24 protein-coding genes and 3 pseudogenes are annotated in these 20,099 nt (G+C 50.2%); 7 read left to right on the plus strand and 20 right to left on the minus strand.

What is annotated here, in order from left to right; genetic code table 11:
* Window positions 1–128 precede the first annotated feature (128 nt).
* The 8 genes and pseudogenes from MKQ70_RS00905 to MKQ70_RS00945 form a co-directional block, all read right to left on the minus strand.
* Window positions 129–938 carry a phosphatase PAP2 family protein gene (locus tag MKQ70_RS00905; protein ID WP_248066388.1) on the minus strand — a complete coding sequence of 270 codons (810 nt, stop codon included), beginning with the start codon at window positions 936–938 and terminating at the stop codon, window positions 129–131.
* A 151-nt stretch (window positions 939–1,089) separates the two neighbouring features.
* Window positions 1,090–1,371, minus strand: coding sequence for a UBP-type zinc finger domain-containing protein (locus tag MKQ70_RS00910; protein ID WP_248066390.1), 282 nt, complete (start codon window positions 1,369–1,371; stop codon window positions 1,090–1,092).
* 5 nt (window positions 1,372–1,376) lie between these two features.
* Entirely contained in the window at window positions 1,377–1,856 is a 480-nt protein-coding gene (locus tag MKQ70_RS00915) for an NAD(P)/FAD-dependent oxidoreductase (RefSeq protein WP_248066392.1), read from the minus strand.
* A complete protein-coding gene (locus tag MKQ70_RS37300; protein WP_282456162.1) occupies window positions 1,826–3,043 on the minus strand; it encodes a response regulator in 1,218 nt (405 codons plus the stop codon). Before MKQ70_RS37300 ends, MKQ70_RS00915 begins: the two co-directional genes overlap by 31 nt.
* Window positions 3,044–3,048: 5 nt before the next feature.
* Window positions 3,049–3,320, minus strand: a pseudogene (locus MKQ70_RS41865) (sensor histidine kinase).
* Complete coding sequence (locus MKQ70_RS00935; protein ID WP_248066395.1) at window positions 3,241–4,452, minus strand: cyclic nucleotide-binding domain-containing protein; 1,212 nt, start codon at window positions 4,450–4,452, stop codon at window positions 3,241–3,243. The pseudogene MKQ70_RS41865 and the gene MKQ70_RS00935 overlap by 80 nt, the downstream one beginning before the upstream one ends.
* A 99-nt stretch (window positions 4,453–4,551) precedes the next feature.
* Window positions 4,552–4,995, minus strand: coding sequence for a hypothetical protein (locus MKQ70_RS00940; RefSeq protein WP_248066400.1), 444 nt, complete (start codon window positions 4,993–4,995; stop codon window positions 4,552–4,554).
* A gap of 107 nt (window positions 4,996–5,102) precedes the next feature.
* Entirely contained in the window at window positions 5,103–5,849 is a 747-nt protein-coding gene (locus MKQ70_RS00945) for a YqjF family protein (protein WP_248066404.1), read from the minus strand.
* Between the two features lie 70 nt (window positions 5,850–5,919).
* On the opposite strand from MKQ70_RS00945, the gene MKQ70_RS00950 reads away from it, so the two are divergent.
* Window positions 5,920–6,108 (plus strand): hypothetical protein, encoded by a 189-nt coding sequence (locus MKQ70_RS00950; RefSeq protein WP_248066407.1) that lies wholly within the window; start codon window positions 5,920–5,922, stop codon window positions 6,106–6,108.
* A 61-nt stretch (window positions 6,109–6,169) separates the two neighbouring features.
* On the opposite strand, the gene MKQ70_RS00955 is transcribed toward MKQ70_RS00950, so the two are convergent.
* Window positions 6,170–6,535 carry an HPF/RaiA family ribosome-associated protein gene (locus MKQ70_RS00955; RefSeq protein WP_248066410.1) on the minus strand — a complete coding sequence of 122 codons (366 nt, stop codon included), beginning with the start codon at window positions 6,533–6,535 and terminating at the stop codon, window positions 6,170–6,172.
* Window positions 6,536–6,827: 292 nt separating this feature from the next.
* On the opposite strand from MKQ70_RS00955, the gene MKQ70_RS00960 reads away from it, so the two are divergent.
* Window positions 6,828–7,520 (plus strand): TonB-dependent receptor, encoded by a 693-nt coding sequence (locus MKQ70_RS00960; protein ID WP_248066413.1) that lies wholly within the window; start codon window positions 6,828–6,830, stop codon window positions 7,518–7,520.
* A gap of 209 nt (window positions 7,521–7,729) precedes the next feature.
* A pseudogene (locus tag MKQ70_RS00965) lies at window positions 7,730–9,231 on the plus strand (outer membrane beta-barrel family protein).
* Window positions 9,232–9,310: 79 nt separating this feature from the next.
* On the opposite strand, the gene MKQ70_RS00970 reads toward MKQ70_RS00965, so the two are convergent.
* The 8 genes from MKQ70_RS00970 to MKQ70_RS01005 form a co-directional block, all read right to left on the minus strand.
* Window positions 9,311–9,976, minus strand: a complete 666-nt coding sequence (locus tag MKQ70_RS00970) for a serine hydrolase (protein ID WP_248066416.1) — start codon at window positions 9,974–9,976, stop codon at window positions 9,311–9,313.
* Entirely contained in the window at window positions 9,963–10,334 is a 372-nt protein-coding gene (locus MKQ70_RS00975; protein ID WP_308199393.1) for a serine hydrolase domain-containing protein, read from the minus strand. The genes MKQ70_RS00970 and MKQ70_RS00975 overlap by 14 nt, the downstream gene beginning before the upstream one ends.
* A complete protein-coding gene (locus MKQ70_RS00980; RefSeq protein WP_248066417.1) occupies window positions 10,259–10,549 on the minus strand; it encodes a hypothetical protein in 291 nt (96 codons plus the stop codon). The genes MKQ70_RS00975 and MKQ70_RS00980 overlap by 76 nt, the downstream gene beginning before the upstream one ends.
* Window positions 10,550–11,107: 558 nt before the next feature.
* Complete coding sequence (locus MKQ70_RS40875) at window positions 11,108–11,392, minus strand: DUF6766 family protein (protein ID WP_308199394.1); 285 nt, start codon at window positions 11,390–11,392, stop codon at window positions 11,108–11,110.
* Window positions 11,334–11,768 (minus strand): DUF6766 family protein, encoded by a 435-nt coding sequence (locus MKQ70_RS00990; RefSeq protein WP_248066419.1) that lies wholly within the window; start codon window positions 11,766–11,768, stop codon window positions 11,334–11,336. The genes MKQ70_RS40875 and MKQ70_RS00990 overlap by 59 nt, the downstream gene beginning before the upstream one ends.
* Window positions 11,769–11,832: 64 nt before the next feature.
* On the minus strand, window positions 11,833–12,276 hold the full coding sequence (locus MKQ70_RS00995) for a DUF6496 domain-containing protein (protein ID WP_248066421.1): 444 nt from the start codon (window positions 12,274–12,276) through the stop codon (window positions 11,833–11,835).
* Between the two features lie 408 nt (window positions 12,277–12,684).
* Window positions 12,685–14,232 (minus strand): MFS transporter, encoded by a 1,548-nt coding sequence (locus MKQ70_RS01000; protein ID WP_248066423.1) that lies wholly within the window; start codon window positions 14,230–14,232, stop codon window positions 12,685–12,687.
* A gap of 35 nt (window positions 14,233–14,267) precedes the next feature.
* Complete coding sequence (locus MKQ70_RS01005) at window positions 14,268–14,792, minus strand: con-10 family general stress protein (protein WP_248066426.1); 525 nt, start codon at window positions 14,790–14,792, stop codon at window positions 14,268–14,270.
* Between the two features lie 815 nt (window positions 14,793–15,607).
* On the opposite strand from MKQ70_RS01005, the gene MKQ70_RS01010 reads away from it, so the two are divergent.
* The gene (locus MKQ70_RS01010) at window positions 15,608–16,477 is read left to right on the plus strand and encodes an NAD(P)/FAD-dependent oxidoreductase (RefSeq protein ID WP_248066428.1); all 870 of its coding nucleotides are present in this window, start codon (window positions 15,608–15,610) and stop codon (window positions 16,475–16,477) included.
* A 259-nt stretch (window positions 16,478–16,736) separates the two neighbouring features.
* Window positions 16,737–17,158, plus strand: a pseudogene (locus tag MKQ70_RS01015) (Rieske 2Fe-2S domain-containing protein).
* Between the two features lie 20 nt (window positions 17,159–17,178).
* Here the strand turns inward: MKQ70_RS01015 and MKQ70_RS01020 are convergent.
* Window positions 17,179–17,439, minus strand: a complete 261-nt coding sequence (locus MKQ70_RS01020) for a hypothetical protein (RefSeq protein ID WP_248066431.1) — start codon at window positions 17,437–17,439, stop codon at window positions 17,179–17,181.
* Window positions 17,440–17,480: 41 nt separating this feature from the next.
* Between MKQ70_RS01020 and MKQ70_RS01025 the strand changes: the two genes are divergently transcribed.
* Both MKQ70_RS01025 and MKQ70_RS01030 read left to right on the plus strand, forming a co-directional pair.
* On the plus strand, window positions 17,481–18,923 hold the full coding sequence (locus MKQ70_RS01025) for a PQQ-dependent sugar dehydrogenase (RefSeq protein WP_248066434.1): 1,443 nt from the start codon (window positions 17,481–17,483) through the stop codon (window positions 18,921–18,923).
* A 9-nt stretch (window positions 18,924–18,932) separates the two neighbouring features.
* Window positions 18,933–19,271 (plus strand): c-type cytochrome, encoded by a 339-nt coding sequence (locus MKQ70_RS01030; protein ID WP_248066437.1) that lies wholly within the window; start codon window positions 18,933–18,935, stop codon window positions 19,269–19,271.
* A gap of 55 nt (window positions 19,272–19,326) precedes the next feature.
* Here the strand turns inward: MKQ70_RS01030 and MKQ70_RS37310 are convergent, their stop codons facing one another.
* Together MKQ70_RS37310 and MKQ70_RS37315 are read right to left on the minus strand one after the other, a co-directional pair.
* Window positions 19,327–19,734 (minus strand): efflux RND transporter permease subunit, encoded by a 408-nt coding sequence (locus MKQ70_RS37310; RefSeq protein ID WP_308198897.1) that lies wholly within the window; start codon window positions 19,732–19,734, stop codon window positions 19,327–19,329.
* Window positions 19,731–20,087, minus strand: a complete 357-nt coding sequence (locus MKQ70_RS37315) for an efflux RND transporter permease subunit (RefSeq protein ID WP_282456164.1) — start codon at window positions 20,085–20,087, stop codon at window positions 19,731–19,733. Before MKQ70_RS37315 ends, MKQ70_RS37310 begins: the two co-directional genes overlap by 4 nt.
* Window positions 20,088–20,099 lie beyond the last annotated feature (12 nt).

Raw genomic sequence — 20,099 nt, forward strand, 5'->3', positions numbered from 1 at the left:
TAATATTCTTACAGAGGAATGAAAATGCTGCACACCGTGCTGCATTTAAAGATAGACTAATTAATCGGGAAATGGTGTTAATAAAAAGGCGACCGCAAAGGCCGCCTGCTATTGTCCCCGTTTTTCCGTTAAAAAGTTCGACTCAGCGCCAATCCAAAGCTGCCACTGCTATACGTTGGCATGATCAGCGTACTGGTTGTAGGTTTATCGTTTTTAAATATTTTATCTTTTATTCTTGGATAAAGATAATAGGCTAAATCGGTAGAGAGTATACCCACACCGGCTCCCGCTACTACATCGCTGAACCAGTGTTTATTATTGCGGATGCGCAGGTAACCTGTCGTAGCCGCCACTGCATACCCCGCAATGCCGTACAGCGGCGATACATCTGCATATTCTCTTCTCATGAACTCCGCGCCCGCAAAGGCATTGGCGGTATGGCCGCTCGGGAAGGAGCTGAAATTGGAGCCATCCGGACGGTGTTGCTGGGTAAGGCGCTTGGTGGTAAACACGGTGGCGTTCATGATCATCATGGACATGCCGTAGATCATGGCGCGGTCGCGGAAGTTGTTTTTGCCTTTTACACCCGCAATACCGAGCAGGAAGGTGCTGGCGGCCGGCGTGAACTGCAGGATGTTATCGATCTTCGTCCTGACGGGCAGGTGTTCGTCGTGTATTTCGTATTTGATGTTGTAATCTATATTGCGCAATCCTTCTTTACTGGATGCCGCTACTGCTCCGAATACCACCATGGTGGCCGGCACGAGAAATGCACGCCTCGAAAACGGGCGTTCGGGCGCCTGTTGCATTTTCCAGTGAATAGTGGGATGAGTAAGGCTGTCTGGCAGTAAAAGCTCCGTCGTAATAGTCTGACAGCGTGCTGCCTGCGTACCTGCAACTATACAAAGTATAAGGACCGTAATAGATCTTCCGCTCATAGTGTAAAGTTCCGACTTGATTTTGTAGATAATCTGAAGGATTGGTGTTTGGAAAATGATAACGGGGGATAGGGCAGGGTTATTGTTTAAGGGAATGTTAAAGTAGGCGTAGTGTATAATAATTTGCAGCTTGTGATAGCATCCAGCGTTTTCACAAGCTGCAAATGACATTAATATTCGACGAACGCCTTATCCACATAACACCACAACCATCTTTCCCCGGCTCTGCCGATGCAATTACCGGGTGTTCCGAGCGGTGAAAGTGTTTGGTCATGTGTTTCCTGGGGGAGTCGTCGCAGCAAAGCGTTACGCCGCAGGTCTGGCAGGTGCGGAGGTGTACCCACTCTCCGCCGTTCCGGATGCATTCTTCGCAAACGCCTTCCTCGCCTATTTTTACGTCTTTTATCGCTTCTATGTGTGAACAGGTTGCCATCTTAGTTATTTTACTTCTGCAAGATATTTGTGAACAAAACTGATCGCCATGGAGCCCTCGCCCACAGCGGCTGCCACGCGGTTCATAGCGTTGGCGCGCACGTCGCCGGCAGCGAATACACCGGCGCAGCTGGTTTCCAGCAGGTAGGGGTCGCGTTCCAGTTTCCAGATGCGGGAAAAGTTGTCGTGGTTCTTCAGCTCCCGGCCGGTTTCAATGAACCCTTTCGAATCCTTGATGATATCCATCTTGATCCAGTCCGTAAAAGGCTTGGCGCCGATGAATATATAGAGGGCGCCAGCTTTTTCCTCCGTGGTATTACCGGTTTCTATATCCTTGATCACCAGCTCCTCGAGCCGGTCGCTGCCGCGGGCCTCGATGATCTCGGTTTTCGGGCGAACGGTGATGTTTTCCGTACCGGCAATCTGGTCGATCAGGTAAGACGACATCGTGCTGGTTAAATCTTCTTTGCGGATGAGGATGAACACGTTACGCGCAAACTTGGAAAGGTACATGGCCGCCTGTCCCGCAGAGTTGCCACCCCCACGATAAATACATCCCGGCCCTTGCAGGCGGTAGCTTCGGTCATGGCCGCGCCGTAATAAATACCGGCACCCGTGAAATCCGCCACGCCCTTTGTGTCCAGCTTGCGGTAGTCTACACCGGTCGTGATCACAATGGCGCGGGTGTTGATCTCGCGGCCATCATCCAGGATGATTTTATTATAGCCGCCGCTTTGTTTAATGTCTTTTACCGATTGGGGCGTGATGAACTCCGTGCCCAGCCTGGTGGCCTGTGTAATGGCCCGCCTGGTGAGCTCTGCACCACTTAGTCCTGTAGGGAACCCGAGGTAGTTCTCGATCCGCGAACTGGTACCGGCCTGGCCGCCCGGAGCGCGTCTTTCGATGAGCAGGGTTTTCAGTCCCTCGGAGGCGCCGTACACACCGGCTGCCAGTCCTGCGGGGCCTGCGCCGATGATTACCACATCATACATGTCATGTTTGATGTGCGGGTTCATGCCTACTTTGGCGGCGATATCGGCGATGCCGGGTTTGCAGAGGTAACTGCCGTCTTCCATGAACACCACGGGCAGGTTGGCCCTGGTCAGCTTGTTCAGGGCCAGCAGCTGTTCTCCTTCATCAGAGGTTTGTATATCCATCCACTGGTAAGGAATGAGGTTACCTGCCAGGAAATCCTTCACGGCGTGGCTGTCGCGCGAGTAGGGGTAGCCCAACACCTTGATGCCGCGGAACTCGGGGCGGTATGCGCCCTGCCATTCGTCCAGCAGCTCGTCGATGATCGGGTACAGTTTCTCTTCCGGCGGGTCCCAGGGTTTTACCAGGTAGTAGTCCAATTGTACGGTATTAATGGCTTTGATGGCCGCATCCGTGTCCGAGTAAGCGGTGAGGAGCACGCGTTTGGCGTCGGGGAAAAACTTGCGGGCGTGCTCCAGGAAGGTTACACCATCCATTTCGGGCATGCGCTGGTCGGTGAGGAACATGGCAACTGTTTCACCCTTGTTTTTCATCTCCAGCAGGCTGTCCAGCGCCTCTTTTACGACGGTGGTGCTGACTACACGGTACTTTTCACGGTACTTATTTTTGATGTCGCGTACGATCGCGCGCAGTACCTGTGCATCATCATCAATACAAAATATAAGCGGGAGGTTCGTCATCTTATTTATCCTTTAATGGGCAGGGTTACCCAGAAGTCGGTGCGACCGGGCACTGAATCCACTTTAATAGTTCCTTTATGTTGTTTAATGATCTGGCAAACGATATCCAGGCCTAATCCTGTGCCTTTACCAATCGATTTGGTGGTGAAAAACGGGTCGAATATACGCGTTTTTATGTCGGCCGGAACCCCGGACCATTATCGATCACATGTACCTTTACACAATCGCGGTCTCTTTCCGTTCTGATTTCCAGTACCCCGTTGCCATTTACTTCCATGGCGTCTATGGCATTGTCTATTAGGTTGGTCCATACCTGGTTCAGTTCCCCGATGAGTGCCTCGGATAGGGGGCAGGGTATGATCAAATTCCTGCACCAGTTTAATATTGCCCTTACGCAGCTTGTATTCCAACATAGTAAGCGTATTGTTGATGCCGTCGTGCACGTCGCTCAGCTGCAGGGCGTTGCCCTGGTCCATATGGGTAAAGGTTTTTACCGACTGCACCAGCCGTGAAATACGTTGCGACGCTTCTTCTATATCTGTGACCATCCTTTCGGTCACCAGGTTTTTATTGATCCAGTTCAGGATAGCGGAAAGATCTTTTTCCGGAATATGCTCCCCGAATTTGGCCATATGTTCCAGCGAGAAGCCGAACTCCACGAAGTTTTCCGCTATTTCCTGTGCGTTCTGCACATCGAACTGCGACAGCCAGTCGTAGATTTCATCTTCCTTATCACCCCTTTCCATCATGGATAACTTAGGTCGGTTGTCATGTTCCTTAATAATGGCAAACATCATATCGCGCACGAAATCTACATCTTCGGGTCGCATCTGCACGTTCATCACTTCCCTGAAATACTCAGGTACCATCTGCAGGTGCTTTTTCAACGACACGGCCCCGCGCACCACCGCGGAGGCGGGGTTGTTGAGTTCGTGGGCCAGCCCGGCCGATAATTTACCGAGCGCGGTCATTTTTTCATTATGGAGCTGGTTGGAAGTGTATTCCCTTACGCGGTCGGTCATCACGTGTACGAGGGCTTCCGTGAGTTCAAAGCGCTCACAGATCATTTCCCGCACCTGCGGAATGGGCAGGGCCATGAGCTGTGCGTCTTCCGTCGCCATGCCGTTGGCAAAGGCGGTGGTGGCGCGGGAAAAGGGCAGGTACCCGGTAATGGTGCCTGCTTCCAATATGGCAATTTCACGCTGTTGCGTATCGGAAGCCATGAACATGCGTACCTGTCCGCTGATGATGATCACCAGCTTATTCAACGCATCCCCCTTTTTAAAAGTGTACTGGCCCTGGGGTACCACGTAGTGCTCACTGTTGTCGGTGAGCCATTGGAGCTGGTCGAGGGGTACATTTCTAAGGGCGTCGAGGCTTTGCAGGTGTTCGCTGGTTACAGGTGTCATGGCTTAAAGTTAGGCAATATTTGGGCTAATCAGTGCCTGCCCGCTTATGTCCGGTAACGAAAGCGCGAAATGGGATAAAAATCCGATAAAATGTACAAGCTATGGGATGCCGAGGGTTTCGTCGTTGTCGTCGTTCTTATCCGAACTGTAGGCATTATTTTCCTCATCCTCGGCGCCACTGTTCTCGAACTGGTCATCGTCTTCCGCTCCAGGAACGTCCAGGTCTTCGCCGGTTTTGTCGAAGCCGAAGCCTCGTTCGTTCAGGGGATCCCCGTCTTCATCCACACTATCGAGCCGGGCGCGTCGCAGGTCGGAGGCGCCTTCGTCGCCGGGTGTTTCATTGGCGCTGCGGTCGAGTAACTGCCGTTCCGTATTGGTCACATTGCTGTCATCGTTGGTGACTTCATCGTCGCCATTCAGATCGTCGAGCAACCCTTTGCCCTCTTCATCATCGGAAGAGGCGGTAGTATCGGCAAGTTCGCCCAACGAAGGGGGACGTACATGCTCCTGGCCGGGAATATCGCGCACTTCCGGCAGCTCCATCGAGGTTTCTTCCGGTTCGAGCTTTTGCGGTCGCGGTCGTTATCTGTAAGGTCTGTATGTTGGAGTGGGTTTTTCTTTTCCATGGTGATCTGTTTTACCAGATAACCTCAAAATACTGTGCCACTAAATGATCTCATGCGTCCAGGCCAGCACCTGCACGCCGGGGAGAAATGGGCCAGTTCAATGTTCTTTTCGGTGAGGTATACGTTGCCCACATTGTAACGCAGGCTGATGGATTTGATGTGAACTTCCCGCAATTCCCATTCGGGATGATGTACATTAAATTTGATCACCTGGTCGTTTTTCTCTGCCATAAGATAATACCTTTCCGTCAGCCATTTATCCAGTTCGGTTTTCCGGGAGATGGGCGTGCCGGGTTCATAACTGACCTGTAAGTAGTTGCCGGTGTGGCTGTTACGGATACTGTATTCCCCGATGCCCCGGCGTATGACCGATTTCTCGTACGGCAGGCCCGAAAAGGTACGCGATACGTAGGCTGATAAAGTTTTTTCAGCTTCCAGTGAAAAGAAATACACACCGTGGTGATGGCCGTTGGTAACGTAGGTGCGCAGATTCACCTCATGAAAGTCCGATACCAGCGCCAGTGATGGCAGCCTGCGCGGCCGCACCTGCCGCATCGAAAAAGGAACGAGGGAAATCCAGGCGTGCCCATCGAACAGCTGGGGCTGGAGGCGTGCGGGCAACAAGGCGGCTACCACGTCGGGGGCCAGTTTCCAGTGGAAAAAGAGGGCATCGTGCCATTCCTGGTACCATTGCCATTCGCTGGCGGGCAGTTGCTGCTCCGGGCGATGTGCCAATACGAAGCGGAGTTTGTTTGCGTCGCTGTTAAACATAAGAGGGTGAAGTTTACAGGTTTCAGGCACAAAATTCGTTGCCGTATAAGTGGAACAAAACGAGGAAATTATGGAACCGATACCTTTAATAGCCTTAATATTACTCGGCACGGCGATCATCTATTACCTGGTGTACCGGGCTAAGAAAAAACGGGGAGGAGAAGATAAACTGATCAATACTGACCGCCCACCCCTGGATATTGATAAAGCAAAACCCGGTGGCGGTTTGCCGCGTGATACTTATCCGGGTGAAACCTGATGAGCGAACATAAAAAAACAGGCGTTGATCAACGCCTGTTTTTTTATGTTATAATGGCTGGTTAAATATCTTCCTCATCGTCGGTTCCGCCTTCGAGCATTGCGTTCTGGATGACCTCCGCATCGGCCTGGCGGCGATCAGCGATTCGTTCTTTCAGTTCGCGGAGATCACGTTTCAATATTTCCACAACTTCATTCACGGCGGGTTCAAAATACTCCCCGCTCTTTTTGGTGAACAGGTCGTTGCCGGGAATGTGCAGTCTTATCTCGCATGTTTTATTATCAGGTTTGCTGTCTGGGCCAAGATAAAGGGTGACCTCTGCCTTTACAATTTTATCGTATTTGATGGAGTTCAATTTCTCTGTAATAAACTCTTCCAGCGCCGGTTGCGCTTTAAATCCCAATGATTGAATAATAATAGGTCCCATATCAATACGTTTTTCCGGAATTGCTTCAGGAATTATGCCAGAAAAGGCGGTAAAAATGCCGGATAAGCGGCATGAACTTATCAACACAAAAAAATCCCGGTCATTTCTGCAACTATTTCACGGACCGATCGTCTTTAATATGTAGTATGCAGGAGTGGCGTCCTGCAGATGTATCACGCTATGCGAACTGTATATTGAATCACGAGCCGTCAGTAGAAACAGAAACCAGCCCCATTTTACCAGAACACATTTTTTAACACCTGTATGAGAAAAAAAAATCATCCTGCTGGCCATGCTATGCTTAAGTGGTGTCATGCCCCTGCTGGCGCAGCAGAACGGAACAGGCAAAGTGGCCGTGCGTGTGCTCAACGAGGCCGGAAAACCCTTGCCTTATGCGGGCGTGGCAGTAAAAAGGGCAGCCGATAGTTCCCTCTTAAAAGGACAGATGACCGACGCGGAAGGCCGCTGCCTGATCGGCGATATTGCCGAAGGTCAATACTTTATACAGGTCACGCAGATGGGATATACCGCCCACAACGGCAATTTATTTGCCATCGATGCCGCACATAAAAGCGTGGAGCTGCCGAACATATCCATGCAGATCGCTTCCAAAAGCCTGAAAGAAGTAAATATTACCGGCCAGAAACCTTTCGTGGAGCGTACGGAAGGAAAGACCGTGCTGAACGTGGAGAGCAGCGTGGCTGCAGCGGGCAATAGTGTCATGGACCTGCTCCGCCGTGCGCCGGGCGTGTCGGTAGATAACAGCGATAATTTAACCGTCCGCGGAAAAGCCGGTGTAACGGTGATGCTCGACGGCAAACTCACCTATCTTTCTAATGAGGCACTGGCAGAATTACTGAAAAGCATGCCCGCCGAAACGGTGTCGCAGATCGAGATCATTACCAGTCCAAGCGCCCGTTACGATGCAGCTGGTACCTCGGGCATCATCAATATCAAAACAAAAAAGGACAACTTACCGGGTTAAACGGAACCATTAATGCTAACGTGGGAGCGGGCCGCTACTGGTTTTACGGCGTAGGTGGCAGTTTGAACTGGCGTACGAAGAAGTTCAATGTATTTGGCACGTTGAATTATGGCGACCGCCAGAGCTACAATACACGGGAACTGCACCGTACGACCGGTGGCGACCAACCCATGCAATTTCGCCAGGAAGTATACCAGAAGAACGACTTTATGAACCGCTCCTACAAAGCGGGGGCGGATTACTTTGTAACGGACAAACAAACCGTAGGCGTGTTGGTAAACGGTTACTCCAATGCTTTCTGGCGCGAGGCGTTCAGCGCTACGGACGTTGCTAACAGGGGTGGCGCTACAGACTCCGTACTGCACACGCTCGTGGGTGCGAACAACCGTTTCTCCAGCACCAGTTACAACCTTAACTATAAGTTGAAGGCAGACACGCTGGGCACAGAGTTTACCGTAGACGCAGACTATGCTCATTTTAAAAATAACATCAACAATAGTCTCGCAGACAGTATGGTAACAGTGCATTCGGGCAATATATCGCAGCGTAGCAATATCCAGATGCAGCCTTATACCTATATCGATATTTACAGCATCAAGGCCGACCTGGTACTGCCATTGAGTAAAACAAGCAAAATAGAAGCCGGCGCGAAGGCTAGTTTTGTCGCGGTTGATAACTACATGCGTTACGATTCACTGCTGAATGGGGTATACGTGCCTGTGCAATCGCAGTACGACCAGTTCCAGTACCACGAAAATGTATATGCGGCCTATCTTATCTACAAGCAACAATTTAAGAAAACCGACTTTACATTAGGCATGCGTGCAGAGCAAACTGTCACGGACGCGAACTCTGTTTCGCTCAAGAACCGCATAAAACGAAACTACCTGAACTGGTTTCCGAACTTTACGGCCGATCATAAATTTACAGACAATCATAAATTGTCGCTGGCGTATTCAAAGCGGATCAACCGTCCGGGTTACGGCATGTTAAACCCCTTTATATTTTTCCTGGATAAATACACCTTCTTCCGCGGAAACGCCTACCTCACACCGGAGTATACACATAATACGGAGCTGAGTTACGTGTTCAAAAACAAGTACATCGCTTCCCTCGCTTATGCAGTTACCACGGATTTATTCGATGAATACCTGATCTCGAACGATAAAACACAGATCACGATCAGTACGAACCGCAACCTGGGTACGCAGGTAAACTATTCGCTGAACCTGACCGCACCGTTTCAGCCCACAAAATGGTGGAGCGTCAACAGCAACGGGTCGGTGTATCATACCCGTTACCAGATCAAGGATACGACCGCTACGTTCTATACCTCGCAGTTGTCGTGGAACCTGAATATTACCAATACTTTTACCCTGCCGGCAGATATCAAAATAGAGCTGGGCGGCTGGTACGAAGCGCCTACGGTATATGGTATTTTCCAGTCAAAAGCGATGGGGGTGTTTGGGGTGGTATCCAAAAGGAGATCATGAAGAAAAAGGCCACGCTCAAATTTAACGTGACCGATATCTTTGCATCCAACCGCTTTAGAGGATTTGCGGAGTATGGCAACGTGTATCTGCGGGTAAACAACCGCTGGCAAAACAGGACAGGAAACCTGTCTTTCACCTACCGCTTCGGCAACAACAAAGTGCAGGGAGCGCGTGAGCGAAAAACAGGTTCGGAAGAGGAGGCCAACCGCGCGGGTTAGCTTTTCTTAAAAAATACTTGTTGTCCGCGCTGGTACAGGTTAAATCCGGTGATATTACCGGCCGCATCGCGTACAAATTTCACCGGATGTCCGGGTCGTCTGTAAAGAACGTATCGGGACTTTCTGCATACAGGAGGTTGTCGCGCTGGCCCTTGGGAAATGCGTGCAATTCTCCGTTTTGTACGCTCACTACCACATCGAAATTTTCGTTCATTTCGTAGGTGCCGATGTACTGCTTCAATACCGTCTCTTCCAGTTTTAACTTGATCTTATCTTTAGGAATGGGCGCGTTGAAGTACAGCGTTTTCCAGATATTGTCCGTAATCACGTTGAGCGAACCGTTACTTACATTGCTTAAGAGTATTACATACGCATCGTCTTCGGGCACCCGCTCAAAGTTCGTGTTGAAACCATGTATGCCACCGCCGTGCCCCATGCGGCGTTTGCCGGCAATAGAATCCACGATCCAACCATAGGCATACCGGCCTTTAACCGGCGTAAAACCTTCTTCTGCCGACGCCTTACCGATGATTTTATGATGCAGCAAACCTTCATGCCATTTGGCCAGGTCGCCGGTGGTAGAGTAGGCGGCGCCTGCGGCGTAACTTACAGAAGAGTCTACGCTGGGGGCTGGTTGTCCGGGCCGGGAGTAGCCAACGGCCTTATCCGGATCGCTCAGACGTACGAAATCGAACCCGCTATGGCGCATTTGCAGCGGTTCAAAGATGTATTTACGAACAGCCACGGTAGTAAGGCATCTTCGTTACATCTTCGATAATATAGCCCAGCAGCATATAGTTCGAGTTGGAGTAACTCATATCCGTACCCGGCGAAAACTTCAGCGGTTTGTCGCTAAAAGTGGCGATCATGGCGGCGCGGTTGTGCGGCGTTGTTACTTCCTGTTGCATCCACTGGCCGTTTTCCGTGTAATTATAGATCCCGGAGGTGTGCGATAGCAGTTGGCGGATGGTGATGCTGTCGCCTTTCGGGTAGCTCGGGAAGTACTTACTGATGCGGTCGTTCACGCTTAGCTTGCGCTGTTCCTGCAGTTTGAGGATGACCGCAGCCGTAATCTGTTTAGTGATGGAGCCCAGCTGGAAAATACTGTTTTCGTCGTTTTTACGGTGCCTTCGGCGTTACGGAGTCCGTAACCTTTGGAAAGCAGCGGCTGTCCTTTCATGACCACCAGTACCGATCCGTTGAACATGTTCCGGCGGTTGTAGTAGTCCATCAGGGAATCCAGCCTGGCGGATACCTGCTGTGCAACGGCAAGTGTGCTCATGCATAGCAGGAGCAATAAGGGGGTGATTCTTTTCATAAAAAGAGTAAACGTTTAGAATGACTAGTTGGTAAGCAGGATGGAAAACTTACATGGCGCTGTAAAGATAGGGTTTATTGTGTACTATGCAATACCAAGTACCTTGTTCCAGCCTTGTATTTAACACTAGATAAGGTGGTGGACCGGCACTTTTCTTTTCCCGGCCGCAGTTGCGTCGCACCCTTTCACGGTTGTACCAGCTTTCGACCATCCTTGCTACTGCTTTCGCTGATCCTTCGCTCATCTACCGTTAAAACCGCCGCCACAGCCATTTGAGCGCAGGATGAGCGAAGGATCAGCGAAGGATGCAGTTACGATCCTCGGAATTGTGAAGTTACACCTTCCCAAAACCACAGTATTTACAAGGGTTTAGCCCCAATGAAACCGCCTAAAAGCTTGCTGGGTGCGTGGTCGGCCCTTTGCCTGCCCTTTAACTGCCCTTTGCCTGCCCTTTGCGTAGGGATGATAAGCGGGGTCTTCCCTACCTGTTGGAAGGGAAGGAATGCTGCAGTGTGCGACGGTGGCTGAAACGGGCTGAGCTGCTGGCTGAATCATAAACTATTTCCCGGTTTCGGCATGTGGTGCATCTACGGGTTTCGATTCGGGCGATCCCCATTGGCGCAGGAAGATGGAGAGGATAATGATGGCCGCTACCGAAAGAAACTCACTTTGCCAGTTTTGAAACGACTCGAACCAGAATTTCGAATTTAAGAGGAATTGAGGCACGGATTCGGTCGGTTTGTGCTGTAGGGCCTGTTCTACGTTAAAGGTCGTCCTACTGCCCTTAAAATGCAGGCAAAACGAAACCAGGAACAGGAAGAAGAAACGCGATGGACAGGGAATTACGGTAGAGCTTTAACCAAAGCCCGCCTTTGTTTACCGGCCAGGGGGCATCGGGGCCGGATTTGGGCTCGCGGTCCACTTCTTCCTTTTCGTCCAGCGACTTTGACTCGGCGGAACCCCGCTGTCGCAGCCATACGGTGAACATTACATACATGCCCATCTGCAAAAACTCGCTTTCCCAGTTCTCGAAGGTGGCTTCCATAAAGTGCGGGCTTGCGAGATAGGGTAAAAAGGCAATGGCGGCCCGGCCTTTTTCTTCCAGTTCTTCGTTAAACTGCAGCCAGCCGGTGAACGCCTGTCCGCCCAGGGTAACGAGTAACAGGCTGATAAATACAATGGAAAGGCTATTACGGTAAATCCAGGAATGTTTTTTCATCTGAAACTAATTGCAAGAGGCCGGCATATCATATGCCAGCCTCCCTATTGTCGGAACGGAAAGTTTAGGATTTTCTGGCGGCGGCCTTCTTTTTAGGTGCTGCTTTTTTTTCGGCGCTGCCTTTTTGCGGCCGCTTTCTTTTTAGGTGTTGCTTTTTTCTTCGGTGCTGCTTTCTTCGCAGCGGCCTTCTTTTTCGGTGCTGCTTTTTCTTCGGCGCCGCTTTCTTTGCCGCCGCCTTCTTTTTCGGTGCTGCTTTTTTCTTCGTTGCCGCTTTCTTCGCAGCGGTCTTTTTCGGCGCTGCTTTTTTAGCGGCCGCTTTTTTCTTCGGCGCGGCTTTCTTTTTCGGTACTTTACCGCCTTCTTCGCGTGCTTCGGACAAACCGATGGCGATCGCTTGTTTTGGATTGGTTACTTTCCGGCCACTACGACCGCTTTTCAGTTTGCCTTCATGCATTTCGTGCATTGCGCGCTCTACTTTGCTGCCGGCTTTTTTACCATACTTTGCCATAAAAGGTGAATTTAAGGTTAATGAAGTGTATTGTTGCGTCCCGCGTCACATCAGGGGCGGGAACGCGCGTGGAATCTGTTGCGGGGAACTGCCAGGTTATTCATGTAAGATTGTTTTGGGTATGATGCTGGTATCTATATCATAAATCTTGTGCCAGCTGATGGGAGCGATTGCCTGAAACGCTTTGCTCATCGATGTTTCAGCTGTGTTTTCCGTAGAAATATACGCTCGCTCTGCAATAGAAAATGGGGAGAAATACATGCAACACGTGGCATGTACAGCGGCAGTAAATGGGCTTAGGTATAAGGGAATAACATTTTTACAAAGCCGTGTATGCGTATGCACGAAAGTGGCGTCACATCGTTGCGACGTGGTGCTGGTGCAGATACGGCCACACCTGCAACTGATTTAACGCCGGTGGCGTTTTTTTAACCGCAGCAATGCTTCGCGGCGTGATGTGTCGGGGTCGCTGAGTTTGTCGAGCACGAGTGCCGTGGGCAACAACACGTAACGATGCAGCATTTGGTGCGGCGGACTTTCACGTACCCGTTTGCTCAGGCTCACCGCCATTTCCCGGATGACCACCTGTTTGTGTACTTCGCCGCTTTCGCGCACGCGCCGTAACAGGTTTAGCGAAAGCAATGCAAGAATAGCGGTAATGGCGAAAAAGAAATTCCATTGCTGTAGATTCAGCAGGTAGATGTCGCGGAACTGGCTGGGCGTTTTCCATACAAATTCCAGCAGCAACTGGCGATACTGGAAGTAGTCGGCCATCAGTCCGCCCAATAGCGGCGCCAGCGCGGCGGCCAGGGCAACTGCCATATTTTTGCACGATAAATAGATCATCGCCTGTCCGTGCGGGGCCAGTTTAATACCTATATTACTCAGCGAAAGATTGATGCCGGCAGTAGATAAGCCGGTGACAATATGTACTGCCCCCAGTACCGCCATCTTCACCGGGAAAGATGAATCTTTCGCGATCAGTGCCCAGGTGATGAAGCAGCAGATGTACAGCGGTGCACAGATCAGGATGACATTTTTATTGGAGAATTTATCGATGTACTTTCCCCACACATTTAACGAAAAAATGCTGCTCAGCTGCGAGAGGATACCAAGGCCTATAATCCACGACAGCGGCACGTTCAGCGTGCGCAGCATGTACACGGTTACAAAGGGCGTGGCGATGTTAAGCGAAAAGATCCAGCACGCGTTGAACAGCAGCAGCCGCCTGAAATTGCGGTCACGGAAGGGGCGTTTCAGCAGGCCGAATATATTCTCTTTCTCCAGTATCTGTTGTGGTTCCGGCGTTCGGTAGAGCGCGATAACACCACTGAGGCCGAAGATTCCTCCTAAAAGGAATAAAGAAGTATACAGCTCGATTTCATGCCCTGGAAAGTTATTCTTTACATAATCCGCGATCAGCGCTGTTCCCAGGCTGAGCGTCACGTTCAGGGTTTGCGTAATCCTGGTGCGGCGGGAGAAGTAGGCGCCAAGCATATCGTTGGGTATAAGATCTTTCATCCGGGAGTTCGAGGATGCGCCTGACACGGAGCCGAAGAAATAATGCAGGAACAGTAATAACAGCAGGGTATATAAACTTGTTCCTGCAGAGAACAGGAACGGAATAAGCCCGATCAGCACGATCGGCGTACGGGCGAGCGACGAACAAATAACGGCGATGGCGCGGCGATTATTGAAGCGTTGCACCAGCCAGATGGTCAGTAATTGGAAGATGTTGGTAAAAGTGGGCATGGCCGCCAGCACCCCGATCTGGAAATTGCTGGCGCCCAGCCCCAGCGCCAATGCTGTGAGAATGGAGCCCGCCGTAAATACCACCATCGCCTCGGTAGCAAGTCCGTCCAGGATAACCAGGCGCAGACCTTTTTCAGCTCCTCTGGTGTCAGGTGTTCGGATGGCTTCAACGACATGAATAATACAAATAGGATAGTAGTACAAATTGAGTTCAGGCGCGATTTCCCTTATCCGGATTTTTAGACCGGTATATCAGAAAAAATACAATAGCAATGATCACCGCGACCAGAGGGATTGCCATCACCATCAATTGAACCGTGCAATGAAACGGCCTGGCGGAAAACAAATAAAGGCCCCGGCTGCAAATCAGACTGGTGCCATGATTTATGCCGGCCGGGACCTCTTTTTGTATGCCATAAAGTAAAAATTACATCAGGATTTGTCGGTATTAGATTTAGGCTGGCGGGGTTTGCGTGTTGCCTCACCTCCTTTTTGCCAATACCTGCCATGTGCTCCCGGTTCATGCTCACGATGCTGCCGCCCTTGCGACCTGCCTCGCGTGCCTCTTCCGGGGTAAATCGATGCGCCACGCCCATGCGGTGTGCAGCTTGTCCGCCTTTGCTGGCGATGCTTTTTTGTTTAGCCTTGTCCATGGCTGCAAAACCTCTTCTCGATTTGGGTTTTTCTTCGTTTGTGGTCGTCTGCCTTTCTTCTGGCGTGGATGCATTCTGGTGAACAGACGTTTGATCTTCAAAATTGATCATAGCGAGTGTGTTTTGGAAAGTTAAGCAATAAATAGTTAAGCTAGATTAACGTTAAGCCTCAGTGTGTAAGTGTAGTTTCCGTTATAGTTCAGTAGGAAATGCGCAACAAACATGCCATTATGAAATGAATAGTGAAATTTTAATTTATATAAGCACATCACGGCGAAATAAAACGAATACTACTTAAAAAAGAGTGTAATTTTTCTACACTTCCCAAACGTAATTCCACACTGCGGAAGCCGCTATCAGTAAGGTTCTGCACGTTATTTCTAAATAAACGTTTATATATATACTTTTTAATTTGATCAAACTGAACGATTTGATGCGAGACTGCATCTGTTTCTGATTTTTATTGTTGTTGCAACATTTAATTAGGAGTGCTAAATGATCCGAACCATCGGTTTGGGAAGGTGTTATGTATCGTTTCAGCAGCTTCGCTAAATCATTACTTATATGCACTGAATCCAAGAATGAATTCCGTGCTATGCATGTTTGTAGGGCGTAGATAGGTATATCAACGGGAATGTAAAGATCACATGGATCTCGTGGGGGCGGGTCGGTTAAAAACAATTGATCAAGATTGGCTTTATGGTGCGCGTTAAACAGGTGGTCCTTCGTCGTTTTAAAGAGGGGCGAACGAATGTCAATCACAGTTATATGATATGATGGAATTTGTTGCTCATTGCAGGAACGCTTTTCTACATAAAACTATTCAAGAGATTGCTGTAACTCTTTATTGATAAGGGTTTTGGCTGGCCCGGATATTGTCGTTTTATGGACGTCGCCCTTATTTTCTAACCCTGAATTTTTAAATTATGAAGAGAGATGGACAAATGGAGAGCTTATGGCAGGCTACCACTTCAGGAGAATTACCACTATCATTCCGCCGCGAGCCGCAGCCGGCGTTAACGTACGATGTAGCGATCGTCGGCGCTGGTATTACCGGGGTAACGACGGCGCTGGCCCTGCAAAAGAAAGGCTTCAGCGTGTTGCTGCTGGAAGCGCAGACGGCCTGCTTCGGTACTACCGGTGGTACCACCGCGCACCTTAACACGCTGATGGACACGCCTTACCATGTGATGATCAAAAACTTCGGCGAAGCGCACACAACAAACGTAGCCACAGCTATCCGGGACGCCTTGCTGCATATTAAAAGCAACGTGAGCGAGTACAGGATCGACTGTGGTTATAAAACGCAGGATGCATTTTTATATGCACAGGATGAGGACCAGGAAAAGGAACTGGAAGATATTCTGCTGGCAGCGAAAGCCGTGGGCATCACCGTGGAGCAGTCATCGGATTCGCCGGTAACCGTACCTTTTACTAAAGGACTGCGTTTTCCGAACAATGCACGTTTTCATCCTGGCCGTTATGTAATGGCATTGCTGGAGGAGTTTCTTAAGATTGGCGGCGCCTACTATGATCATTGCCGCATGACGCATATGGACGAGGCATCGACGTTGGTTCTTCATACGACCCGTGGCGAATTTGCAGCGCATCGGCTGATTTACGCCACACATATCCCGCCAGGGGTTAATCTTCTGCATTTTCGTTGTGCGCCCTACCGCAGTTACGCCATGGCGGTAGAGCTGGAGGACGATAACTATCCGGAAGGCTTAGCTTACGATATGTACGATCCATATCATTATTTCCGTACGCAGGAAGTGGACGGAAAAAATACCTGATCGTTGGAGGAGAGGACCATAAAACCGGTCATCATGATAATACCAATACCTGCTTCCTGCAACTGGAAGCATTTGTGAGGAATCATTATGCGGTGAAAAATGTAGCGTACAAATGGTCGTCGCAATATTTTGAGTCAACAGACGGCTTGCCGTACATCGGTTTGCTGCCTGGCGCCAGCAATGACAACATATACGTTGCCACCGGATTCGGGGAAATGGCATGGTCTATAGCGCCGTGGCAGCGCTTACTTTCACGGATATGTTTACCACAAAAGCATCTAAACTGGAGCCGTTGTTTGATCCGAACAGAATTAAGCCGGTGGCTGGGTTCGCGAGCTTCGTGAAGGAGGCCGCCGATGTTACAGGGCTGTTGTTCAGCAAGCTGAAACCACCGGCCACACTGGATATACTTGCTGATCTCGCACCAGGAGAGGCGCGCATTGTTAAGTATGAGGGTACCAAGCTGGCGGTTTATAAAGATGAAACAGGAGAGGTGTTTATGACCAGCGCCGCCTGCACGCATATTCAATGCGACGTGGCATGGAACACGGCGGAAAAAGCTGGGATTGTCCCTGCCACGGCTCGCGTTTCAGTTACACAGGTGAAATGCTTACCGGCCCGGCACGTAAGGATTTAAGTGATTATGATATGCAGTCGGCGAAAATGTCGTCTAAAGGGTAATAAAAAAGGCCGGTATTGAATTACCGGCCTAATTTTCTCAGGATCTCCTGCCAGATCTTTCGTGCTGTTTGTTCCTGTTTAACGGTAAGTTGTCCTGCTTCGATTTCCACTTTACCGTCCACGTTGAACGCTATTTCGCGTGGAATTTCGGCCTCAAGTGCGCCATTGCCCATGTCTTTGGCAGATACGTGGTAGGTAGTGGTTTTTTCGTTATGGTCAACGAACACATTGAAGCGATAGGGAACTTCATCGATGTAAATTGTAATGATCGTTTGCTCCATGTTGCGTTTTATTATCTATCCATAAAATACTGTACCATAAAATGAAGACCCTCAATTATGCGTTGCTGCTGGCCGCATTGTGCAGCACTTCCTGCTATTCCTTCCGGGGTTCGAAAGGCGGCGGACAAACTACTGCGGCTGCTACGCGGCAGGCGTCCGCCGATGATATTCTTCTTCCTGCCGGTTACCAGATCGAAATAGTGGCCGAGGGGTTAAACTATCCAACGGCATTAACCACCGACGATAACGGCGGCCTTTACGTTACGGAGGCCGGTTATGTATACGGTGATGTGTTTACTACTCCCCGTTTGTTGCGGTTGAACAATAGCCAGCCGGAAGTGATTTACAGTGGCGATAAAAATGGACCCTGGACAGGTGTTACTTATCACGATGGAAGTTTTTATATCTCGGAAGGTGGTCAGACTGCCGGCGGAAAGATGCTGAAAGTAACGCGTGATGGCAAAGCCTCCGTGCTGCTTGACAGCCTGCCCGGGATGGGAGATCACCACACGAACAACCCGGTGATCTGGAAAGATCATCTGTATTTCGGGCAGGGTACGGCTACCAATTCCGGGGTGGTTGGTCCCGATAATGCGGATTTTGGCTGGCTGAAAAGATTTCCCACGTTTCATGACCTGCCTTGTGAAGACATCGTACTCGCCGGTGTGAATTTCGAGAGCAATAACCATCTCGGTACCGGAAAAGCAAATACCGGCGCTTATCTGCCGTTTAATACGGCCTCGCGGCCGGGCCAAACCATCAAAGGTTGCATACCCTGTTCAGGAGCTATTTTGCGTATACCATTGCGTGGCGGCAAAACGGAAGTAGTCGCCTGGGGATTGCGTAATCCCTATGGTCTGGCGCTGGACAGAACGCGCAATAAATTATATGTAGCGGAAAACGGTGCTGATGACCGTGGCAGCCGGCCCATTTTCGGCGCACCGGACGTGTTGTGGGAAGTGAAGGAAGGCGCCTGGTATGGCTGGCCGGATTATGTGGCAGGGCTTTCGTTAAAGGACCACAAAGGCTTTAAAGCGCCGGGTAGTGCGCCGCTAAAACCATTGTTGTTGAAGGAACCGGGGGAGGTGCCGAAGCCGGTGGCTAAACTTGGGGTACACTCATCTTCTAATGGAACGGATTTTTCTACCAGCGATCAGTTCGGGTTTAAAGGTGAGGCCTTCGTGGCGCAGTTTGGCGACATGGCGCCCAATGTGGGCAAGGTATGGAAGCCGGTAGGATTTAAAGTGGTGAGGGTCGATCCGGAAACAGGCGTTGTGACAAATTTCGCCATCAACAAGGGAAAACATGACGGACCTGCCAGCTGGCATCGTGCCAGGGGACTGGAGCGCCCTGTCTCCGTTACCTTTTCGGCCGATGGTAAAAGTTTGTACGTGGTAGATTTTGGTATTATGCTGATGCGGGACGGACAAGTGCTGCCGCAGCCAAACACCGGCGTGATCTGGAAAATCAGTAAAAAATCTTAAATGGAGGTTATGCAGAAGATTCGTTTGATAATAATCCTTGCTTTATTTGTTTCCCTGCAAGCCGCCTGTCACCGCAACCGCACAGCCGCGCTGGAAGGGCGGCCTGTTATTAACAGCGAAAGACTGAAAAACGGCCAGGTCATGTATATGCGATATTGCGAAAGCTGTCACCCTGGTGGTTTGGCAGGGCTGGGACCGGGCATTCTGGGTACCCCTTCCTTCCTGAAGCGTTTCCAGGTGCGGCACGGGTTGGGAACCATGCCGGCTTTTAAAAAGGAAACATTACCGAAGAAAGACCTGGACGATATTATCCTTTACCTGAAGGCGGTAAAGAAAGCATCAAAATAAAAGCCCGCGGGAACGAATCCCGCAGGCTATTCACACACCTACAACTGTTAAAACACTATGCTGTCGTGTTCACCGACGGCGGTATTAGTTTATACACCACCGGCGTCACTATTCTTGATAATAAAGTAGAACTGATCAATCCTCCGATCAATACGATCGCCAGTGGAGAAATCAACGGATTGGTAGATATCGCAATAGGTATCAACCCGCCAATCGCTGTTAAGGAAGTGAGTACAATAGGAAGGAAACGTACTTCGCCCGCCTCCCTGATCGCGGCTTCCAGCGGTTTGCCCTGCATGCGCAGCTGGTTGGTAAAGTCTACGAGCAGGATGGTATTTTTCACTTCAATACCTGCGAGCGCAATTAATCCGATAATGGCTACAAAGGAAAGAGAGTTACCCGTTACCCACAATGCGATCGCCGCACCAACAACGCCCAACGGTATCACCGATAGTACGATCACCGTACTTTTAAATGTTTTGAACTCGGGATCAGCACGGCCACAAACAGGAATACCGTAATGATGATGATGCTGAGGAAGCCGCCGAACGATTCCTGCCGGCTTTCTACTTCGCCGCCCATCTCATAACTGAACCCTGCAGGCAATGCTACGCCATCCATTTGTTTTACCACATCGGCAATCACCCTGTCTACCAGATAGCCCTTCTTCACAAAAGCCGATACGGAAATAACTCTTTTCTTTTCCTGGTGATTGATACTGAGCGGAGAGGTTTCCAGCTTCAAACCCGCCACCTGTGCGAGCGGAATGGCGAGCCCCTGCGCATTGTTGACGAACAGGTTGTTGAACACGTCCATCGTGGGGCGGCC

It is taken from the genome of Chitinophaga sedimenti, assembly GCF_023156195.1.
Classification (GTDB): Bacteria; Bacteroidota; Bacteroidia; order Chitinophagales; family Chitinophagaceae; genus Chitinophaga; species Chitinophaga sedimenti.